At 58.8% G+C, this 17,766-nt stretch carries 15 protein-coding genes and 6 tRNA genes; 11 read left to right on the top strand and 10 right to left on the bottom strand.

Features of this window, described 5'->3' with window-relative positions; all coding sequences use genetic code 11:
- Positions 1-8: 8 nt before the first annotated feature.
- Both WE862_RS13965 and WE862_RS13960 read right to left on the bottom strand, forming a co-directional pair.
- The gene (locus WE862_RS13965; RefSeq protein WP_041207881.1) at positions 9-623 is read right to left on the bottom strand and encodes a riboflavin synthase; all 615 of its coding nucleotides are present in this window, start codon (positions 621-623) and stop codon (positions 9-11) included.
- 103 nt (positions 624-726) lie between these two features.
- The gene (locus WE862_RS13960; protein WP_042030606.1) at positions 727-1,629 is read right to left on the bottom strand and encodes a DMT family transporter; all 903 of its coding nucleotides are present in this window, start codon (positions 1,627-1,629) and stop codon (positions 727-729) included.
- A gap of 130 nt (positions 1,630-1,759) precedes the next feature.
- On the opposite strand from WE862_RS13960, the gene WE862_RS13955 reads away from it, so the two are divergent.
- The 7 genes from WE862_RS13955 to WE862_RS13925 all read left to right on the top strand — a co-directional run bounded on the left by WE862_RS13955 (position 1,760) and on the right by WE862_RS13925 (position 4,187).
- On the top strand, positions 1,760-1,966 hold the full coding sequence (locus WE862_RS13955; protein ID WP_005352334.1) for a YaeP family protein: 207 nt from the start codon (positions 1,760-1,762) through the stop codon (positions 1,964-1,966).
- A gap of 147 nt (positions 1,967-2,113) precedes the next feature.
- Positions 2,114-3,493 carry an MATE family efflux transporter gene (locus WE862_RS13950; protein WP_042030607.1) on the top strand — a complete coding sequence of 460 codons (1,380 nt, stop codon included), beginning with the start codon at positions 2,114-2,116 and terminating at the stop codon, positions 3,491-3,493.
- A gap of 218 nt (positions 3,494-3,711) precedes the next feature.
- Positions 3,712-3,788, top strand: a tRNA-Val gene (locus tag WE862_RS13945).
- 12 nt (positions 3,789-3,800) lie between these two features.
- Positions 3,801-3,877, top strand: a tRNA-Val gene (locus tag WE862_RS13940).
- Between the two features lie 17 nt (positions 3,878-3,894).
- A tRNA-Val gene (locus tag WE862_RS13935) sits at positions 3,895-3,971 on the top strand.
- A gap of 26 nt (positions 3,972-3,997) precedes the next feature.
- Positions 3,998-4,074 (top strand) — tRNA-Val (locus WE862_RS13930).
- Positions 4,075-4,110: 36 nt separating this feature from the next.
- A tRNA-Val gene (locus WE862_RS13925) sits at positions 4,111-4,187 on the top strand.
- A 134-nt stretch (positions 4,188-4,321) separates the two neighbouring features.
- Here WE862_RS13925 and WE862_RS13920 read toward each other — a convergent pair.
- The 5 genes from WE862_RS13920 to fadR all read right to left on the bottom strand — a co-directional run bounded on the left by WE862_RS13920 (position 4,322) and on the right by fadR (position 9,137).
- Positions 4,322-6,163 carry a sigma 54-interacting transcriptional regulator gene (locus WE862_RS13920; RefSeq protein WP_042030608.1) on the bottom strand — a complete coding sequence of 614 codons (1,842 nt, stop codon included), beginning with the start codon at positions 6,161-6,163 and terminating at the stop codon, positions 4,322-4,324.
- Between the two features lie 186 nt (positions 6,164-6,349).
- Positions 6,350-7,234: an AEC family transporter gene (locus WE862_RS13915; RefSeq protein WP_042030610.1), complete on the bottom strand. Its 885-nt coding sequence runs from the start codon at positions 7,232-7,234 to the stop codon at positions 6,350-6,352.
- Positions 7,235-7,246: 12 nt separating this feature from the next.
- The gene (locus WE862_RS13910) at positions 7,247-7,804 is read right to left on the bottom strand and encodes a YaeQ family protein (protein ID WP_042030612.1); all 558 of its coding nucleotides are present in this window, start codon (positions 7,802-7,804) and stop codon (positions 7,247-7,249) included.
- 175 nt (positions 7,805-7,979) lie between these two features.
- Positions 7,980-8,120: a TIGR02808 family protein gene (locus WE862_RS13905; RefSeq protein ID WP_071909966.1), complete on the bottom strand. Its 141-nt coding sequence runs from the start codon at positions 8,118-8,120 to the stop codon at positions 7,980-7,982.
- Between the two features lie 303 nt (positions 8,121-8,423).
- Positions 8,424-9,137, bottom strand: a complete 714-nt coding sequence (gene fadR / locus WE862_RS13900) for a fatty acid metabolism transcriptional regulator FadR (protein WP_033115828.1) — start codon at positions 9,135-9,137, stop codon at positions 8,424-8,426.
- Positions 9,138-9,471: 334 nt separating this feature from the next.
- Between fadR and nhaB the strand changes: the two genes are divergently transcribed.
- On the top strand, positions 9,472-11,052 hold the full coding sequence (nhaB, locus tag WE862_RS13895; protein WP_041210759.1) for a sodium/proton antiporter NhaB: 1,581 nt from the start codon (positions 9,472-9,474) through the stop codon (positions 11,050-11,052).
- A gap of 100 nt (positions 11,053-11,152) precedes the next feature.
- Positions 11,153-11,674: a disulfide bond formation protein DsbB gene (gene dsbB / locus WE862_RS13890; RefSeq protein WP_033115823.1), complete on the top strand. Its 522-nt coding sequence runs from the start codon at positions 11,153-11,155 to the stop codon at positions 11,672-11,674.
- Between the two features lie 83 nt (positions 11,675-11,757).
- On the opposite strand, the gene WE862_RS13885 is transcribed toward dsbB, so the two are convergent.
- The 3 genes from WE862_RS13885 to uvrB all read right to left on the bottom strand — a co-directional run bounded on the left by WE862_RS13885 (position 11,758) and on the right by uvrB (position 14,851).
- On the bottom strand, positions 11,758-12,405 hold the full coding sequence (locus WE862_RS13885; RefSeq protein ID WP_033115822.1) for a DedA family protein: 648 nt from the start codon (positions 12,403-12,405) through the stop codon (positions 11,758-11,760).
- 179 nt (positions 12,406-12,584) lie between these two features.
- Positions 12,585-12,842 carry a YkvA family protein gene (locus WE862_RS13880; protein WP_042030614.1) on the bottom strand — a complete coding sequence of 86 codons (258 nt, stop codon included), beginning with the start codon at positions 12,840-12,842 and terminating at the stop codon, positions 12,585-12,587.
- Positions 12,839-14,851, bottom strand: a complete 2,013-nt coding sequence (gene uvrB, locus WE862_RS13875; RefSeq protein WP_042030616.1) for an excinuclease ABC subunit UvrB — start codon at positions 14,849-14,851, stop codon at positions 12,839-12,841. The genes WE862_RS13880 and uvrB overlap by 4 nt, the downstream gene beginning before the upstream one ends.
- A 133-nt stretch (positions 14,852-14,984) precedes the next feature.
- On the opposite strand from uvrB, the gene WE862_RS13870 reads away from it, so the two are divergent.
- Positions 14,985-15,060, top strand: a tRNA-Asn gene (locus tag WE862_RS13870).
- A gap of 761 nt (positions 15,061-15,821) precedes the next feature.
- Positions 15,822-17,507, top strand: a complete 1,686-nt coding sequence (locus WE862_RS13865) for an aspartate:alanine antiporter (protein WP_033115819.1) — start codon at positions 15,822-15,824, stop codon at positions 17,505-17,507.
- Positions 17,508-17,766 lie beyond the last annotated feature (259 nt).

The raw sequence follows: 17,766 nt of genomic DNA, 5'->3' as shown, positions 1-17,766 counted from the left end.
TCCTGACATCAGGCCATTCGGCTGGCCAACACCCGTTCCACCGTATCGACGATGGCCTGGGTCTGGGGATCGATCTCGATATTGGTCGGCCAGCCGGCGCGCACCCAGCCGAGGTTGGTGCGAGCCAGCGTCTCGGGGATCAGATGGACGCAGAACTCCCGCTCGCGCACCTCGCCGATGGTCAGGCTGATGCCGTCGATGCCGATATACCCCTTGGTCAGCACATATTTCATCAGCTCGGGGGCGAGGCGATACCACACCTGACGGTTGTTGGGGGTGTCGATCACCGAGGTCACTTCCGCCATCCCGATAATGTGGCCGGACATGGCGTGACCGCCGATCTCGTCCCCAAAACGGGCGGCCCGCTCCACGTTGACCTTGTCCCCCACCTGCAGCTTGCCGAGGTTGGTGAGGCGCAGGGTCTCCTGCATCAGATCGAAGCTGACCAGATCCCCTGCAATCCGGGTCACGGTGAGACAGCAGCCGTTGTGGGCGACCGAGGCACCAAGAGCCAGCCCTTCCCCCCACTCCCGGCTGGGCATGCGGATCACGTGGGTACGAAATGAAGCACTCTCTTCGATGGCGACCAGCTCGGCCACACCTTGCACAATTCCGGTAAACATCATCACCTCTTTGTTTCTGGTAACACGCTCTGTTTTTTATCGCGGCCTGTGGCCGCTTCTTTTACATAATCCGTTTTTTACACAATTCGTTTCATACAAGCCGTCACACCTGCTCCGGCGCCTCTGACAGGGCCTGCAGGCTAGCCCGGCGCTGGGAATAGATGACCACTATGCCAGCCAGCACGATGAGCAGACACCCCGCCATACTACTGAGGGTCGGCATTTCACCAAACATCAGATAGCCGCAGAGGGTAGAAAAAAAGATCTGGAAATAGAAGAAGGGTGCCAGAGTAGAGGCCTGCGCATACTGCATCGCCTTGATGAGACAGTATTGGGAGAGCAGGGTCACCACCGGCAGCGCCAGCAGATAGGGCCAGTCGGCAAGCGCCGGAAAGCGCCACAGCGCGGGCTGCCAGCAGAGCGTCACCATTGCCACCATCCCCAGCATGAAGCAGGTGACGATCAGGATATCGAGGGTGGTCAGGCGTGGATCCACCAGCTTGGTGATGAGGTTGTAGCCGGTGTTGGCCAGCACAATGACCAGTGGCAGCAGGTAGTAGAGGTTCGCGTCCCCCCCGTCGGGATGGGTCACCACCAGCACGCCAAACAGCCCCAGCAACACGGCCGCTACCTTGGCCCGGGTCAGACGCTCCCTGAAAAAGATGACACCGGCCACCACAAAGGCCAGCGAACCGAGCTGGCAGATGATGGTGTAGACGTTGAGCGGCACATGGGCCAGCGCAATCACCGAGACCAGCGCACAGACCAGAAACAGCAGCGAGCGCAGCAATAGCCAGCGATCCACCGCCAGCAGCGCCGACACGGTGCGCCTTGGCAACAACAGCAGCAGACCGAGGAAAGGAACAAAGAAGCGAAACCAGACCATCTCCATCACGGAGTAGCCATGGAGTACCAGATATTTGTCCGCGCCATCCTTGAGCGTCAGGGCGAGAAGAGCAAACAGCGTCAGGAAGATCGCCAGTGAATTGCGCGAAGAGAGCAGCATCAAAGAGGCCGAAACAGGAAAAGGGGGTAACCAAACTAACGGGCTTGCCGCAAATTACAACCGCGAGACTGACAAAATGGGAGCAAAACCGCTATATTTGCTCGCCTTTTTACTTTCAAGGAAGCAAATCATGATGGTTTATGAGTGCTGTGAAGCGATCCGTATCGCCTATAACCAGATTGGCTCCGGCGAGCAGGGCTATGTGCCCAAGGCCATCGCCGCCACTATCCGCGCCCTCAACGCGGTCGCCGCCGATGAGCGGGTGCCCGCCGAACTGCGTGAACAGGCCGCCTATGCGGCAGCCAACCTGCTGATCAGCGATCACGAAGACGCCTGATCCCGCTGCCGGGGCGGCAACTATTTCGTCCTGGATGAATTTCAGGCTAAAATGCCTCCCCCACCCTTTGCATGCCTACCCGGGTGTGCAAAGGCTCTTCCCGATTTCCGCTCTTTCTCTATCTATCTGATCCACTCGGAGGTGTCAGTGCAACGTTATTGGTCCGAGGCGAAGCAGCTCGTCCGTCTAGCCAGCCCCATACTGGTCGCCCAAGTGGCCCAGGTCGCCATGAACTTCGTCGATACCGTGATGGCGGGTCAGGTGAGTGCGGTCGATCTGGCCGCCGTGTCGGTGGCCTCCAGCTTCTGGCTACCGGTGATCCTGCTGGTGCAGGGGATCATCATGGCGCTCACCCCCATCGTCTCCCAGCTAAACGGCGCCCGTAAGCGAGACGAGGTACGTCCCGCAGTGCATCAGGGCTTCTGGCTGGCGCTCATCGTCACCCCGCTGGCAATGATTGCGCTCTATTACAGCCCGCTGGCGCTGCAGCTCATGGATGTGGAGCCGGTGATGGCCGCCAAGACCACAGGCTACCTGCACGCCATCCTGTGGGGCCTGCCCGCCTTCGTGATGTTCCAGGTGCTGCGCAACTTCAGTGAAGGGCTCTCCCACACCATGCCCACCATGGTGATCGGCTTTGTCGGGCTGGCGGTCAATATCCCCGCCAACTACATCTTCATCCACGGTCACTTCGGCATGCCCAAGCTCGGCGGGGTCGGCTGTGGCGTCGCTACCGCCATCGTGCTGTGGGCCATGCTGCTGGCGATGATCCTCTACGTGAAGCTCTCCCGTCACTTCACCGAGATCCGTCTCTTCTCCCAACTGGCTCGCCCCAACGGCAGCCGGATCTGGCGGCTGTTTCGCTTGGGCTTCCCCATCGCCATGGCCATCTTCTGCGAGGTGACCCTGTTTGCCGTAGTGGCCCTGATGCTGGCCCCCTTCGGTGCCGAGACGGTGGCGAGCCACCAGATTGCGCTGAACTTCTCCAGCCTGGTCTTTATGCTGCCCCTCTCCATCGGGGTGGGTGTCACCATCCGGGTCGGTCACAGCATCGGCGAAGGTCAGCCGCATCACGCCCGGGTGGCAGCCCGCACAGGCCTGCTGCTGGGGGTCAGTGTCGCGGCACTTACCGCTGCATTTACTGTGCTGCTACGGGAGCAGATCTCCTCCATCTATACCGATGATCTGCAGGTGATCGCCCTTGCGTCCACCTTGCTGTTCTTCGCTGCCATCTATCAACTCTCCGACTCGGTGCAGGTGGTCGCGGCGGCTGCGCTGCGCGGTTACAAGGATACCCAGGCGATCTTCTACGTCACCATCGTTGCTTACTGGGGCCTGGGGCTGCCGACCGGCATGATCCTGGGTCTCACCGACTGGATAGTACCGCGGATGGGGCCACAGGGCTTCTGGATTGGCTTTATCGTCGGTCTCACCAGTGCCGCGCTGATGCTGGGGGCTCGCCTGCGCCATATCTATGGCCGCTTCGCGACGCCGGAGGCGTGCACCACCCTGTCGCGGGCCCAGTAAAAGCGGCAACTCGCCTGCAAAATCAACAGGCTGCGCAAGAACTGGGCAAACAGTCTCCTTTGTGCATTCGGCCTGTTGACAGCCTTGGGGGGCATGGGTAGTATGCCGACCACGCCAGCAGTGCTGGCGTAGTGAAACGGGTTTGTTGCTCGGTTGGTCAGAGCATCACCTTGGCATGGTGAAGATTGTGTCGTTGGTTCGAATTCATTTCATCTAGTGGGTTTATAGCTCAGTTGGTTAGAGCACTACCTTGACATGGTAGGGGTCGTTGGTTCGAATCCAATTAAACCCACCACTTTTCTGTGATGCGTCCTTAGCTCAGCTGGTTAGAGCACCACCTTGACATGGTGGGGGTCGGTGGTTCGAATCCACTAGGACGCACCATCACAGATTGCTGTTATGCGTCCTTAGCTCAGCTGGTTAGAGCATCACCTTGACATGGTGGGGGTCGGTGGTTCGAATCCACTAGGACGCACCATAACAGTTTGAAAGAAATGTAGATGTGGGTTTATAGCTCAGTTGGTTAGAGCACTACCTTGACATGGTAGGGGTCGTTGGTTCGAATCCAATTAAACCCACCACTCACCTGCAGAACAGAAAGTCGCATTGCGCACCCTGCGTCCTTAGCTCAGCTGGTTAGAGCATCACCTTGACATGGTGGGGGTCGGTGGTTCGAATCCACTAGGACGCACCAAATTTTAAAAGCCCGCTCATCGAGCGGGCTTTTTGCATTCTCTCCCCCAGCCTTCTTGCGCTTTTTTTGCTGCGCCAACAAAAAGCCCGCATCACCAATTGCATGACACGGGCTGAATCGACACCGCCAGACCATCAGGCCTGCACGGCAATATCGTACTTCTTTATCTTGCGATAGAGGGTGGCGATCCCGATACCCAATGCCTGCGCCGCCAGCTTCTTGTTGCCAAGTCGCAGCAAGGTCTCCTCGATCATCTGCTTCTCCATGCTCTCCAGCCCGCTCTCTCCCGGAGCGGGATCCTGCAACTTCTCCGGCATCACCGCCATTGGGCCTTGTGCGGCCACCGGTTCGCCCGGGATGGCGCTCAGGGGCACGATGGGGATGGTCTGGGTGACCACCGGATGGGGCTCCTGATTGCGGATGATGTTGGGCGGCAGCAGGCTGCTGTCGATCACCTCACCCGCCTGACTGACGTTGACCAGATATTCGATGAGGTTGCTCAGTTCGCGCACGTTGCCCGGCCAGCGATACCCCTTGAGCAGCGCCATCACCTCCGGCGTCAGGCCAGGGTAGACGGTGCCGATCCGGCTGGTGTGCTGGTTGAGGAAGTAGTGGGTCAGCAGCTCCACATCCCCTTCCCGCTCGCGCAACGGCGGCAGGTTGAGGGGGATGACGTTGATGCGATAGAAGAGATCCTCGCGAAACTTCCCCTCGGCAATGTACTGATCGAGATGCTGGTGAGTGGCAGCGATGATGCGAATATCCACCGGCACCGGCCGGCTGGCGCCGATGGGTGTCACCTCCCGCAGCTCCAGCACCCGCAGCAACTTGGCCTGCATAGTGAGCGGCATGTCGCCGATCTCGTCGAGGAACAGGGTGCCCTGATGGGCTGCCTGAATAAGCCCCTGCTTGCCACCGCTGGAGGCACCGGTGAAGGATCCCTTCACATAGCCAAACAGCTCGCTCTCCAGCAGCTGCTCGGGGATGGCGGCACAGTTGATGGCGATAAAGGGTTTGTCATGGCGCGGGCTCAGGCGATGAACCGCGCGGGCCACCACCTCCTTGCCGGTACCACTCTCCCCACAAATGAGCACGCTCGACGGGCTCTGGGCAATGCGCTGCAGCAACCGTTTGAGGTTGCGCATCGGCTTGCTCTCGCCGATCAGCAGGTCGATGCGCACATCGGGGTCAGGCTCGCGCACCTGCCCGGAGTGGGACTGGTGAAAAGCCATCAGGAAGAGCTGCTGCCCCTGCACATGGTGCAGCTGACCGATGATCAACTCCTGGCGATCGCCCAGGGTGAAAATGTGCTGGATATGACCGCTGATCTCCTGCCTGGCAAAGGTGAGCGGGCGGATCCCCACCTCACGCCCCTGCAATTGCTCCGGCTGGCAGCCCAGATGATGCAGCGCCGCTTCGTTGGCAAAGCGCACCTGATTTTTCTCGTCGAGCAGCAGGCAGCCCTGATCCATGTGGGTCATCAGATCGAGGAACACCTTGTTGACCCCGTCCGACAGGCCGCGCGAGTCGAGCAGCTTGGCCACAAAGATGGTGGAGATGTGGCGCACATAGTCACACACATCCTGCAGATTGTTGTTGAGACGGGCCTGCTGCTCGGCGCTGAAGGCGACCAGGCTGATCACCCCGATGCACCCCTCATCCACCATGATGGGCACCCCGAGGAATGCGCGCTCACGACAGCTCTCCTTGCAGCTGCACCCCTCGCAGACCGGATCATCGCTGGTGTGGGTAACGATCTTTTCCCGCTGATTGTCGATGACATAGCGCAGCAGGCGGGAGTCACCCTCCAACTGGCGGCCGAAAAACTTGCCATAGGGGCCAGTGCCCGCCACCCGCACCATATCGGCATCGACGATCTCGACCTCAAGTTGCAGCACACTCGCCAGCATCTTGGCAAAACGCAAGATGGTGGGCTGGATCTGCATCAACAGACACTGGTTGCTCACGGATCTCATCCATCATTCCTTTTTGTTCTTGTTGTTCTCCCTCTAAAGGGAGCCATGCTGGCCAGATACTAAGGGATATCCGTCAGCACAACTTCGGGGGGGATCACGAAAAGGGAAAATGAATGACGGGGAAAATGAGCACAAAGATGAAGATAAAAACCAACAAAAACAAAAATATAGAAGATGTGAGCAAGATCAGGTCGGCAGGTGCAGCGCCAGCCACACTGACAGCGGGATCACCACCACCGAGAGAGCATTGCCGCCGAGCACGATACTGGCCACCTTCTCCGGCTGGCAGTGGTACTGCTCGCAAAGCATGTAATTAAGCACCGCAGGTGGCAGAGAGACCGACAACATCAGGAGCGGGATCCACTCCCCCTTGAGAGGCAACAACCATATCGCGAGCAGCAGAGACAGACCGCCCGCCAGCAAATAGAGCAGGTTGCATTTGAGCGCCAGCCCCAGATGATCCAGCTCCCCTTCCGTCAATCTTATGCCCAGCGCAAAAAGCATCAGCGGCACCGAGATCTGCCCGACCAGCGAGGCGGTGGTCACCACATATTCCGGCAGCGCAATATGCAGATTGGCCACCAGCAATCCGGCCAGCGCGGCCCAGAGCACAGGGCTGCGCAGCCAGAGCCAGCGGGAGGTGTTGGCCGAGAGGATAAACATGCCGACCGAGAAGTGCAGCAGGTTGGAGAGCACAAAGAGGATAACGATGGCCCCCAGTTGCTGCTCGCCAAAGGCCAGCACCATCAGGGGAATGCCGAGGTTGCCGGTATTGCGGAACATAGCGGGCAAAATGAGCGCCGCCCGTTCAATCCCCTTGAGCCTGAGTAGCGTGAGCAGCAGACCGGGCAGCAGGATCACCAGCGCGCCGGCCGCGATGAGCGGCAGATGCTCCCCCAGCGCCAGCGGATACTTGACCAGGGCGGAGAAAACCAGCGCCGGGGTAAACAGCTCGATATTGGCACGATTGACATAACCGAGCGCCGCCTCTGGCCGCAATCGGCCATAAAGAGCGCCAAGCCCGACCACAGCAAACACGGGGATGACGATATTGAGCAGGGCGCCGAGCACAGGGAGATCCCGTTACAGTTCTCGGGCAGGCTTGCCCATCAACAGCTGCGGATCGAGGGTTACCTCTTTGCTGCCGTTACTGATCCAGAGCTGTCCTTCCGAGATGGTGCAGGTGAGCTGCATGGTGCGCTCCACCATCTCGGTGAGCGGCAAGGTCTGGCTCTCGGAGAGCTCGATGATGCTGAGGTTGTCGTGCAGGCCAAGTTTGCCCTGATTCTGCTTCCACCAGACGCTGGTGCCGCGGCCGCCATAGAGATAGAGCACCACTTCGCGGGCGCGGTTGCAGGCCTTTTTCAGCCGCTTCTCGTCGGGCTGACCCAGCTCAATCCAGAGCTCGATCTCGTCCGAGTAGTTCTTGCGCCAGAGCTCGGGCTCGTCATCGGCGCTGAGTCCCTTGGTGAACTCCAGCCGCTCGGCGGCGTGCCAGGCAAAGGCCGCCAACCGGATCATCATTCGTTCGTCGGTTTCAGAGGGGTGGCGCGCCAGCGTGAGGGAGAAATCCTGATAGAGGTTGCGATCCATATCAGACAAGCTGATCTGGGCCTTGAATACGGTTGCCTTGAGAGCCATAGAAAACCTTGAATACCCTGTGACAAGTGGGGGTAGAAAATATGGCCGTCAGTGTAATCAAAATCAGTGGCAGGTTCGAACCTTTCTGCCCTCAGGCCTGGATTTAAGTGCCTTAAAAGACAGAAAAAACAAATGCCAGTCCGAAGACTGGCATTTGGCGGTATCAAGAAGCGACTCACTTCTCGGCGGACTGGACTCCGAACGCATTGAGCAGCGCACAGCAGGTGACTGCCACGGCTACGAATCCGCTCAGAAAGATAAAGGGCATGGCCCCGTATCCCAGCACAGTCCAGATGGTGTGTTCAAGAAGACTCATTGTGTGTCCTTCATCCAGTGAAAGGTGTGTTCCTTTTGGCGGATGTAGGCTCCGCTCTCGTGAGGCCATTTGACCTCAATGTGAGTATGAGTCCAATGCCACCAAAGTAATAAATGCAGGGTGCATTTGAGCTGGATCAACTTTTTCGGCCAAATATCCATCCAGATCAAGCGATTAGATGGCCATTATCGGGCCAGACCAGCCCTCACCCTGTGTGCCTTGTGACATAAAACGGCTGGCGGCGTGACTCAATGGCATAAAAAAACGCGCCCGGTGGCGCGTTTTTGAGTGTCCGGCTGACGATCAGTTGTCACACAGATCGTTGGGCATGTCCTGACGCAAGCGGGTCCAGAGTTTGCCTGACTCGATACCGTACTGACGCACTGTCATAAAGACGGCTTCATGGTTTTTGGTCTCGGCCAGACCAAGCAGCGTCTTGTAGTAGGCATCTGCGGTCTCGCGGGCCTGCTTGTCGGAGAAGTAGTAGCTACCGACCCGGCTATACAACCCTTTAAAACCGTTCAGGATCAGCGCGTAGATCGGGTTGCCGGAAGCAAATGCCAGCTGGTGATGCAACCGGTAGTCGAACTCGGCATAGGCTTGCGGGTTGTTCTCGACCCCATCGGCACCACGCAGGATCTCGGCGGCCTGCTCCGGATTGTGACGTATCGCCCCGCGAATAAAGATGGTGCAGATGTGGGTACGGGCAGAAAGCAACTGGGCTATCAGATCCGGCACCTTGTCCTGATCGAGACGAGCCAGCGTCTCCAGAATATTGAGACCCGAGGTTTCCCAGAAGTTGTTCACCTTGGTCGGTTTGCCATGCTGGATGGTCAGCCAGCCATCACGGGCCAGTCGCTGCAGCACTTCACGCAAGGTCGTCCGCGTCACCCCGATCAACTCGGACAACTCACGCTCGGCGGGCAGAATGGATCCGGGAGGAAAGCGATTGTTCCAGATGGACTCGATGATGTATTCCTCGGCAAACCCTGCTGGGCTCTGCGCTTTTATAACCATGAATTGACTCTGTTGTAATGCGTAAAAAGGCTGACGAATGATATCAAAGCGATGATGGCTGGCAAGCAGAAGGTCAGTCCTCTGCTCACATCGGGACAAATATTGTTGATAACTTGTATTCAATCACATCCCTTGTAGTGGGAAGCCGCTCAATGTGTGGTTATTAAACCACCATCAAGACCGCTTCCGGCCTGCTCTTATTTATAATCGGCCCGCTTTTTGATTAAAATCACGTGACATTAACTCGTGAAAGGTCAACATCCGGACGTACTGGTCGCTCCATCATTGACTGCATGGATGCAAGATCCCAACAACAACCCAGAGACCCAACATCATGCCAATAAGCCTCGGGCAGGCATTTGCCAAGAACTTCCTCGGCAATGCCCCACACTGGTATAAAAGCGCCATTCTGCTGTTTCTGGTGATCAATCCGATCGCCTTCTATCTCGACCCCTTCAGCGCGGGCTGGTTACTGGTGGTGGAATTTATCTTCACTCTCGCCATGGCCCTCAAGTGCTACCCCCTGCAACCCGGCGGTCTGCTGGCCATCGAGGCGGTGCTCATCGGCATGACCTCTGCCGAACAGGTCAAACACGAGCTGGTCGCCAATATCGAAGTGCTGCTGTTGTTGGTCTTTATGGTTGCCGGCATCTACTTCATGAAGCAGTTGTTGCTTTTCGTCTTTACCAAGCTGCTGATCGGGGTGCGCTCCAAGATCCTGCTCTCCCTCTCCTTCTGTCTGGTCTCCGCCTTCCTGTCGGCGTTTCTCGACGCCCTGACCGTGATTGCGGTGGTGATCAGCGTGGCGACCGGCTTCTACGCCATCTACCACAAGGTCTCCTCCGGCAAGGAGTTCGGCAATCCCCACGACCATACCCAGGATCAGGAGGTACCCGAGCTCAACCGTCAGGATCTCGACAACTTCCGCGCCTTTTTACGCAGCCTGATGATGCATGCCGCCATCGGTACCGCTCTTGGCGGCGTCTGTACCCTGGTGGGCGAACCGCAGAACCTCATCATTGGCGAGCAGGCTGGCTGGCACTTTGGCGAGTTTGCGGTGCGCATGGCCCCCGTCACCCTCCCCGTCTTTATCTGCGGTCTGCTGACCTGCGTGGTGGTCGAGCGGTTCCGCTGGTTTGGTTACGGCACCCTGCTGCCGGACAACGTGCGCGCCATCATGGAGGAGTACAACCGTTATGAAGAGGCGAAGCGCAGCCCGCAGGACAAGGCCAAGCTGATTGTCCAGGCGCTGATCGCCGTCTGGCTCATCATCGGTCTCGCCCTTCATCTGGCGGCGGTAGGCCTCATCGGCCTTTCGGTCATCGTGCTGGCCACCTCGCTCACCGGCATCACCGAAGAGCATGCACTGGGCAAGGCGTTTGAAGAGGCACTGCCCTTCACCGCGCTGCTGGCGGTCTTCTTCAGCGTGGTGGCGGTGATCATCGATCAGCAGCTGTTCAAGCCGGTGATCCAGTGGGTGCTCTCGGCCGAACCCGAGCAGCAGCTGGCCCTCTTCTATATGGCAAACGGTCTGCTCTCCATGGTCAGTGACAACGTCTTTGTCGGCACCGTCTATATCAACGAGGTGAAAACCGCCCTGCTCAACGGCGCCATCAGTCGCGAGCAGTTCGATCTGCTGGCCGTGGCCATCAACACCGGCACCAACCTGCCGTCAGTCGCCACCCCCAACGGTCAGGCAGCCTTCCTTTTCATGCTGACCTCGGCGCTGGCACCGCTGCTTCGTCTCTCCTACGGCCGCATGGTGTGGATGGCGCTGCCCTACACCCTGGTGCTGGGACTGGTCGGCTTCTTTGCGGTCGAGTTGCTGCTCGGCCCCGCCACCCAGTGGTTCTATCAGCAGGGATGGCTGGTGCTGTCAGAGGGTGCCGCCGCCGTGGCGCCCGCACTCCACTGAACTCGTTGTATCTAATCGAGAAGGGTCCCTGCGGACCCTTTTCTTTTACTGTCCGCTCTGCTCTAATTCAGCCACTATTTTTTTCCGAGAGATCAATCAGATGATCGAGTTTCTGCGCCGTTTGGCAGCCAATCGACTGGCGTGGGGGCTACTCGCTGCCTCCGCTCTGTTCCTTGAGCTGTGTGCCCTCTTCTTCCAGCATGTGCTCGGGCTTCACCCCTGCGTCATGTGCGTCTACGAACGGCTCGCCACCCTGGGTGTGCTCACGGCCGGTCTTGTTGGTCTCATCGCTCCTCAGAAGTGGTATCTGCGCTGGAGCGCCATGCTGCTGTGGGGATACAGCGCCTTCCGTGGCTTCCAGCTGGCCCTCAAGCACGTCGACTATCAGATGAACCCCTCCCCGTTCAACGTCTGCAGCCCGTTTGCCGACTTCCCGAGCTGGGCCCCCCTCGATCAGTGGATCCCCTGGCTCTTCTTCCCGGATGGCGATTGCGCCGAGATCAGCTGGCGTTTCTTTGACTTCTCCATGCCCCAGTGGCTGGTCGCCATCTTCGCCGCCTACCTGCTGGTCTTCGTGGTGGTAGCCATCGGCAATCTGGTGAAAGGACGCTGCTGCAACTGACGTTTGCATGGGCGTAGAGATCGTTAACAACAAAAAGGGGGAGCCATAATGGCTCCCCCTTTCTCATGCTTTCTGACCGCTGGTTACGCCTTGGCGGCGCCCATCTTGGCCTTGATCGCCCCGATGACCATTGGCAGCAGCGAGATGCCGATGATACCGAAGATAAGCAGGGTAAAGTTCTGGCGCACCACCGGCAGATTGCCGAAGAAGTGGCCCGCATAGACGAACGACAGCACCCACAGCAGACCACCAACCAGATTGAAGGCGAGGAAGCGCGGATAGGTCATGGCCCCCATGCCGGCCACGAAGGGGGCGAAGGTACGTACGATGGGCAGGAAGCGGGTAATGATGATGGTCTTGCCACCATGTTTGGCATAGAAGGCGTGGGTCTTCTCCAGATAGTCGCGGCGGAAGATTTTTGAATCCGGGTTGCGGAACAGCTGCTCGCCAAAGAAGTGACCTATGGTGTAGTTGACCACGTTGCCCAGCACAGCCGCGATGATCAGCACGGCCGCCAGGGTATGGACATCCAGCACGCTGCCCACGGTGAGCGCACCGGCGGCAAACAGCAGAGAGTCACCAGGCAGGAAGGGGGTCACCACCAGTCCGGTCTCGCAGAAGATGATGAGAAACAGGATGGCGTAAACCCAGATGCCGTAGTTTTCAAACAGCTCTTTCAAGTGCACGTCAACGTGCAGAATAAAGTCGATTGCAAAGAGGATCAGATCCATTTTTCCATACTCGTAAAGTGAACGGCGTGGAGTCTACGCCAATGCCAGTCGGCCCACAATCGCTGGGCCAGCCTCTTTTTAAGCCCGTTAACCCCTCAGCCAAATGAAACCGTTTTTCCTGCTGTACCGCTCGTCCTGACTTATCCAGCAAGCGGGAAAATGGTGGCGGAGAGTGTGACTTACTGCTTTACCTCCAGCTCGTGGCGCACCTGTGGCGGCAGGCAACGCTCCCAACCCCACAGCAGAATAAGCAGCAGGGTCGCATCGTCGAGCCAGCCAAAAAGCGGGATCATGTCCGGCACCAGATCTACCGGACTGATGCCGTAAAGCAGGATAAGAATCACCAGCCCCTTGGCCCACCAGGGGGTACCGGGATGGCGAAAGCCCTGATAGAGGCGGCGAACTCGCTGCCAGAGCAACCCGCGTCTGGTACTCATGACTCGATCAGCTCGCTGCGCAGCCGCTGGATCTGATCCCGCAGTGCGGCCGCCTGTTCGAACTCCAGATCCCGCGCATGCTGAAACATCTGCTCCTCCATTCGCTTAATCTCTTTGGCAATCTCGCTGGCAGAGCGGGCATGGTACTCCCCTTGCGGCTCGGCGGCCTTGCGGCTCCCCTTGCCCGGTTTGCCGGTGGGACGACTGCCCCCCATGTCCATCACATCACCCACCGATTTGTTGAGCCCCTTGGGCACGATGCCGTGCTTGAGGTTGTGGGCATGCTGCAAGGCACGGCGCCGCTCGGTCTCCTCGATCGCCACCTGCATGGAGTTGGTGATGGTATCGCCGTAGAGGATGACCTTGCCATTGAGGTTGCGCGCCGCCCGGCCTATGGTCTGGATAAGCGAGCGGGTGGAGCGCAGGAAGCCCTCCTTGTCCGCATCGAGAATCGCCACCAGCGACACTTCCGGCATGTCAAGACCTTCCCGCAACAGGTTGATCCCCACCAGTACGTCAAACTTGCCGAGGCGCAGATCGCGGATGATCTCCACCCGCTCCACGGTATCGATGTCGGAGTGCAGGTAGCGCACCTTGACCCCGTGCTCCGCCAGATATTCGGTCAGATCCTCAGCCATTCGCTTGGTCAGGGTAGTGACCAGCACCCGCTCCTCCACCGCGACCCGCTTGCGGATCTCGGAGAGCAGATCGTCCACCTGGGTGCTGACTGGCCGTACTTCCACCTCGGGATCGAGCAGGCCGGTAGGACGCACCACCTGCTGCACCACATCGCCGCCGGACTTCTCCAGCTCGTAGGGGCCGGGGGTCGCCGAGACAAACACCGTCTGCGGCATCAGCGCCTCAAATTCGTCGAACTTGAGCGGCCGGTTGTCGAGCGCCGAGGGAAGCCGGAAACCGTACTCCACCAGAGTCTCCTTGCGGGAGCGGTCCCCTTTGAACATGGCACCGATCTGCGGCACCGTGACGTGGGACTCGTCGATGATGAGCAGGCCATCCCCCGGCAGGTAGTCAAACAGGGTGGGCGGCGGCTCGCCCGGCGCGCGACCGGAGAGGTAGCGACTGTAGTTCTCGATGCCGGAGCAGTAGCCCAGCTCCTGCATCATCTCCATATCGAACTGGGTGCGCTGGCTGATGCGCTGCTCCTCCACCAACTTGTTGAGTGACATCAGCTGCTCGCGACGCCCTCTTAGCTCCTCCTTGATGTGCTCGATGGCGCCGAGGATGGTCTCGCGCGGGGTGGCATAGTGGGTCTTGGGATAGATGGTGTAGCGCACCACCGTCTGCTCAATGGCGCCGGTCAGCGGGTCGAACAGGGAGAGCCGCTCCACCTCTTCATCAAACAGCTCTACCCGCAGGGCAAGCTTGTCCGATTCGGCGGGGTAGATGTCGATCACCTCGCCGCGTACCCGGAAGGTGCCACGCTGGAAAGCCATGTCGTTGCGGGTGTACTGCAGCTCGGCGAGCCGGCGCAGGATATCCCGCTGGTTGATCACATCCCCCACTTTCAGATGCAGCATCATGCTGAGGTAGGCCTGCGGATCCCCCAGGCCATAGATGGCCGACACCGAGGCGACGATCACCACGTCGCGCCGCTCCAGCAGCGCCTTGGTGGCCGACAATCGCATCTGCTCGATGTGATCGTTGATGGAGGCATCCTTCTCGATGAAGGTATCGGTGGTCGGCACATAGGCTTCGGGCTGGTAGTAGTCGTAATAGGAGACGAAATACTCCACCGCATTGTCGGGGAAGAACTCCTTCATCTCGCCGTAGAGCTGGGCGGCCAGGGTCTTGTTGGGGGCCAGGATCATGGTCGGGCGATTGAGGGTGGCGATGACGTTGGCCATGGTGAAGGTCTTGCCTGAACCGGTCACCCCGAGCAGGGTCTGGTGGGCCAGCCCTGACTCGATGCCATCGAGCAGCCTGGCTATTGCAGCGGGCTGATCCCCGGCGGGTTGAAACTGGCTGGCTAGTTTGAACAGTTTGCTCATGAAGACTCCCGACACAAAACAGCAAGTAGCGCAGTGTAACCGAGTGCTCCCCGGCGGTACACTCGCTTGCGGTGGTGCGAACGGCTTGACCCTCTCCGGCGCCTTCTGTATGATGCCCCTCCTTGCCTGATGTTCCCCCGTAGTTCAGTCGGTAGAACGGCGGACTGTTAATCCGTATGTCACTGGTTCAAGTCCAGTCGGGGGAGCCAATTCCTCACCATATCGGTGCAAGTTATCCACTTTAGTGCCCTCCCCAGCTTTTTTTAATGCACAAGATCCCGTTTGCGGATCCGTTTCCCGTTTCCTCCCGCGCTCCCCCTTGCAGAGTTTTCTTCTGCCATATCTAACTATTTGATTTTTATAGCAAGTTTTTTTCTGCGGTATTTTTTGAACAGCACTTGCAGCCCAGTCGTGACGCGGCTTTCCGGCCGATGAACAAGATTCATAAACAGGGTTATCCACAGATTCTGTGGGTAACTGCCGCAATCCCTGTCGGGACGCGGGATAGCTGGCAACCCCGGCTTTTCAGGAGCGGTTTTGCCGCGAAACCTGATTTTATGCTGTTTTTACGCATCTCTGGTCAGTGGCGCAAAAGGGGTCTTTTGAACCTTTCTCGAGATATCTTTTTGCCAGGCCAGTCAGGCTGGGCGAACGGGCAAATCATCCCCTGTTTCACCTCGAGCCCCCCTCTGATCCCGCTGGTTGAATCTTCTGAAACTGATCTCGATCAAGCGTAGTGGCAGCAGAATCTAAAGTTTTTACCTCTGCCATCCCCCAAGCCAGGCCACCAGCATTTTTCACTAATTGACACTGGGGGACACAGCAATAAGCTCCCTCTTTTTCCCCCTTGCCCCCCTATCGCCTCGAAATAGTGCGAGATCCCTTTCGATTAATCGGCCCCTTGCGCTTCTTTATTGGGGATAGATCCGGCACAATATCGGCCCCACTTTTTTCCTCGGTTTTTCCGGGCATGACCATAGACTTTGTGACACTGCTACATCAAAGCGACTCCCTGCTGCTCTTCGTGGTGCTGGCTTTTGGCCTGCTGCTTGGCAAGGTACGGATTGGCAACTTTCAGATTGGCAACACCATAGGTGTGCTGTTTACCGCCCTGCTGTTTGGCCAGATGGGCTTCGAGTTCACCGCCACGACCGAGAACGTCGGCTTCATGCTCTTCATCTTCTGCGTGGGGATCGAAGCGGGGCCCCACTTCTTCAGCGTCTTCCTGCGCGATGGCATCCACTACATCACCCTGACTCTGGTGATCCTGCTGACCGCCCTCTTCCTGACGGTAGGGCTGGCCAAGTTCTTCAATCTGGGGCCCGGGATGGCGGCCGGCATTCTGGCGGGGTCGCTCACCTCGACCCCTGCGCTGGTCGGTGCCCAGGATGCCCTGCGTAGCGGTCTGCTCAACCTGCCCCATCAGACCGATATGCAGGCGGTGCTCGACAACATGGGTATCGGCTACGCCCTGACCTATCTGGTGGGCCTGGTTGGCCTGATGCTGGTCGTGCGCTACCTGCCGTCGCTGGCACGGCTCGATCTCAACACCGAGGCGCAAAAAATTGCCCGTGAGCGGGGTCTCTCCGACAGCGACAGTCGCAAGACCTACCTGCCCATCATCCGCGCCTATCGGGTTGGCCCCGAACTGGCAGCCTGGATTGGCGGCCGCACCTTGCGCGAGACCGGCATCTACCCCCACACCGGCTGCTATGTGGAGCGGATCCGCCGCAACGGCATTCTCGCCAGTCCCGATGGCGATGCCGTCATTCAGGAAGGGGACGAGATCGCGCTGGTGGGCTATCCCGAGAGCCACGAGAAGCTGGACGTCAACTACCGCAACGGTAAAGAGGTGTTTGATCGCAACCTGCTCGACCTGCAGATCGTCACCGAAGAGATCGTGGTAAAGAACGACTCCGTGGTGGGTCGTCATCTGGTGGAACTCAACCTGACCGAGAAGGGATGCTTCCTCAACCGGGTGGTGCGCTCGCAAATCGAGATGCCGTTCGATCGCAACATCATGCTGCAAAAAGGCGACGTGCTGCAGATCAGCGGCGAAAAACAGCGGGTCAAACTGCTGGCCAACAAGATCGGCTTTATCAGTATCCACAGCCAGACCACGGATCTGGTGGCCTTCACCACCTTCTTCGTGCTGGGGCTGCTGATCGGTTCCGTCTCACTGGTGTTCGGCCAGATTGAATTTGGCCTCGGCAACGCGGTCGGTCTGCTGCTGGCAGGCATTCTGATGGGGTATCTGCGGGCCAACCACCCGACGGTCGGCTACGTGCCCCCGGGCGCCCTGCGACTGGCCAAGGATCTTGGTCTGGCGGTCTTTATGGTGAGCACCGGTCTCAAGGCGGGTGGCGGCATTCTGGACCACCTGAGCGAAGTGGGTGCCGTGGTGCTCTTCTCCGGTATGCTGGTCACCACCCTGCCGGTACTGGTCGGCTACCTGTTCGGGGTCTGGGTATTGAAGATGAACCCGGCACTGCTGCTCGGCGCCATCACAGGTGCCCGTACCTGCGCCCCCGCCATGGATGTGGTCAACGAGGCCGCCAACAGCTCCATTCCGGCGCTTGGCTACGCAGGGACCTATGCGGTGGCCAACGTGATGCTGACGCTGGCAGGCTCCTTTATCATCGGCTTCTGGTTCTAGCACCCATCAAGTTACCGCTAACAAAGAAGGGAGCCTCCGGCTCCCTTCTTGCTATCTGCCTTTCTCCCAAGATGCGGAGCAGGCTCATTGGTGTGATCTCACCTGACACCAACCACCTGCGCTGAACTCTGCCCCCTACCCTACAATGGTTGACGCTCTGCTCTGCTCTGCTCTGCTCTGCTCTGCTCTGCTCTGCTCTGCTCTGCTCTGCTCTGCTCTGCTCTGCTCTGCTCTGCTCTGCTCTGCTCTGCAATGAGTG

It is taken from the genome of Aeromonas jandaei, from assembly GCF_037890695.1.
Taxonomy (GTDB): Bacteria; Pseudomonadota; Gammaproteobacteria; order Enterobacterales; family Aeromonadaceae; genus Aeromonas; species Aeromonas jandaei.
Note: the sequence above shows the minus strand (reverse complement) of the source record. Positions and strands in the feature narration are given on the sequence as shown.

Excerpts from the sequence above, each read along its gene's own strand:
- WE862_RS13965 (WP_041207881.1), bottom strand. The coding sequence starts at position 623 with ATGTTTACCGGAATTGTGCAAGGTGTGGCCGAGCTGGTCGCCATCGAA.
- WE862_RS13960 (WP_042030606.1), bottom strand. The coding sequence starts at position 1,629 with ATGCTGCTCTCTTCGCGCAATTCACTGGCGATCTTCCTGACGCTGTTT.
- WE862_RS13955 (WP_005352334.1), top strand. The coding sequence starts at position 1,760 with ATGATGGTTTATGAGTGCTGTGAAGCGATCCGTATCGCCTATAACCAG.
- WE862_RS13920 (WP_042030608.1), bottom strand. The coding sequence starts at position 6,163 with ATGAGATCCGTGAGCAACCAGTGTCTGTTGATGCAGATCCAGCCCACC.
- WE862_RS13910 (WP_042030612.1), bottom strand. The coding sequence starts at position 7,804 with ATGGCTCTCAAGGCAACCGTATTCAAGGCCCAGATCAGCTTGTCTGAT.
- WE862_RS13905 (WP_071909966.1), bottom strand. The coding sequence starts at position 8,120 with ATGAGTCTTCTTGAACACACCATCTGGACTGTGCTGGGATACGGGGCC.
- fadR (WP_033115828.1), bottom strand. The coding sequence starts at position 9,137 with ATGGTTATAAAAGCGCAGAGCCCAGCAGGGTTTGCCGAGGAATACATC.
- nhaB (WP_041210759.1), top strand. The coding sequence starts at position 9,472 with ATGCCAATAAGCCTCGGGCAGGCATTTGCCAAGAACTTCCTCGGCAAT.
- dsbB (WP_033115823.1), top strand. The coding sequence starts at position 11,153 with ATGATCGAGTTTCTGCGCCGTTTGGCAGCCAATCGACTGGCGTGGGGG.
- WE862_RS13885 (WP_033115822.1), bottom strand. The coding sequence starts at position 12,405 with ATGGATCTGATCCTCTTTGCAATCGACTTTATTCTGCACGTTGACGTG.
- WE862_RS13880 (WP_042030614.1), bottom strand. The coding sequence starts at position 12,842 with ATGAGTACCAGACGCGGGTTGCTCTGGCAGCGAGTTCGCCGCCTCTAT.
- uvrB (WP_042030616.1), bottom strand. The coding sequence starts at position 14,851 with ATGAGCAAACTGTTCAAACTAGCCAGCCAGTTTCAACCCGCCGGGGAT.
- WE862_RS13865 (WP_033115819.1), top strand. The coding sequence starts at position 15,822 with ATGACCATAGACTTTGTGACACTGCTACATCAAAGCGACTCCCTGCTG.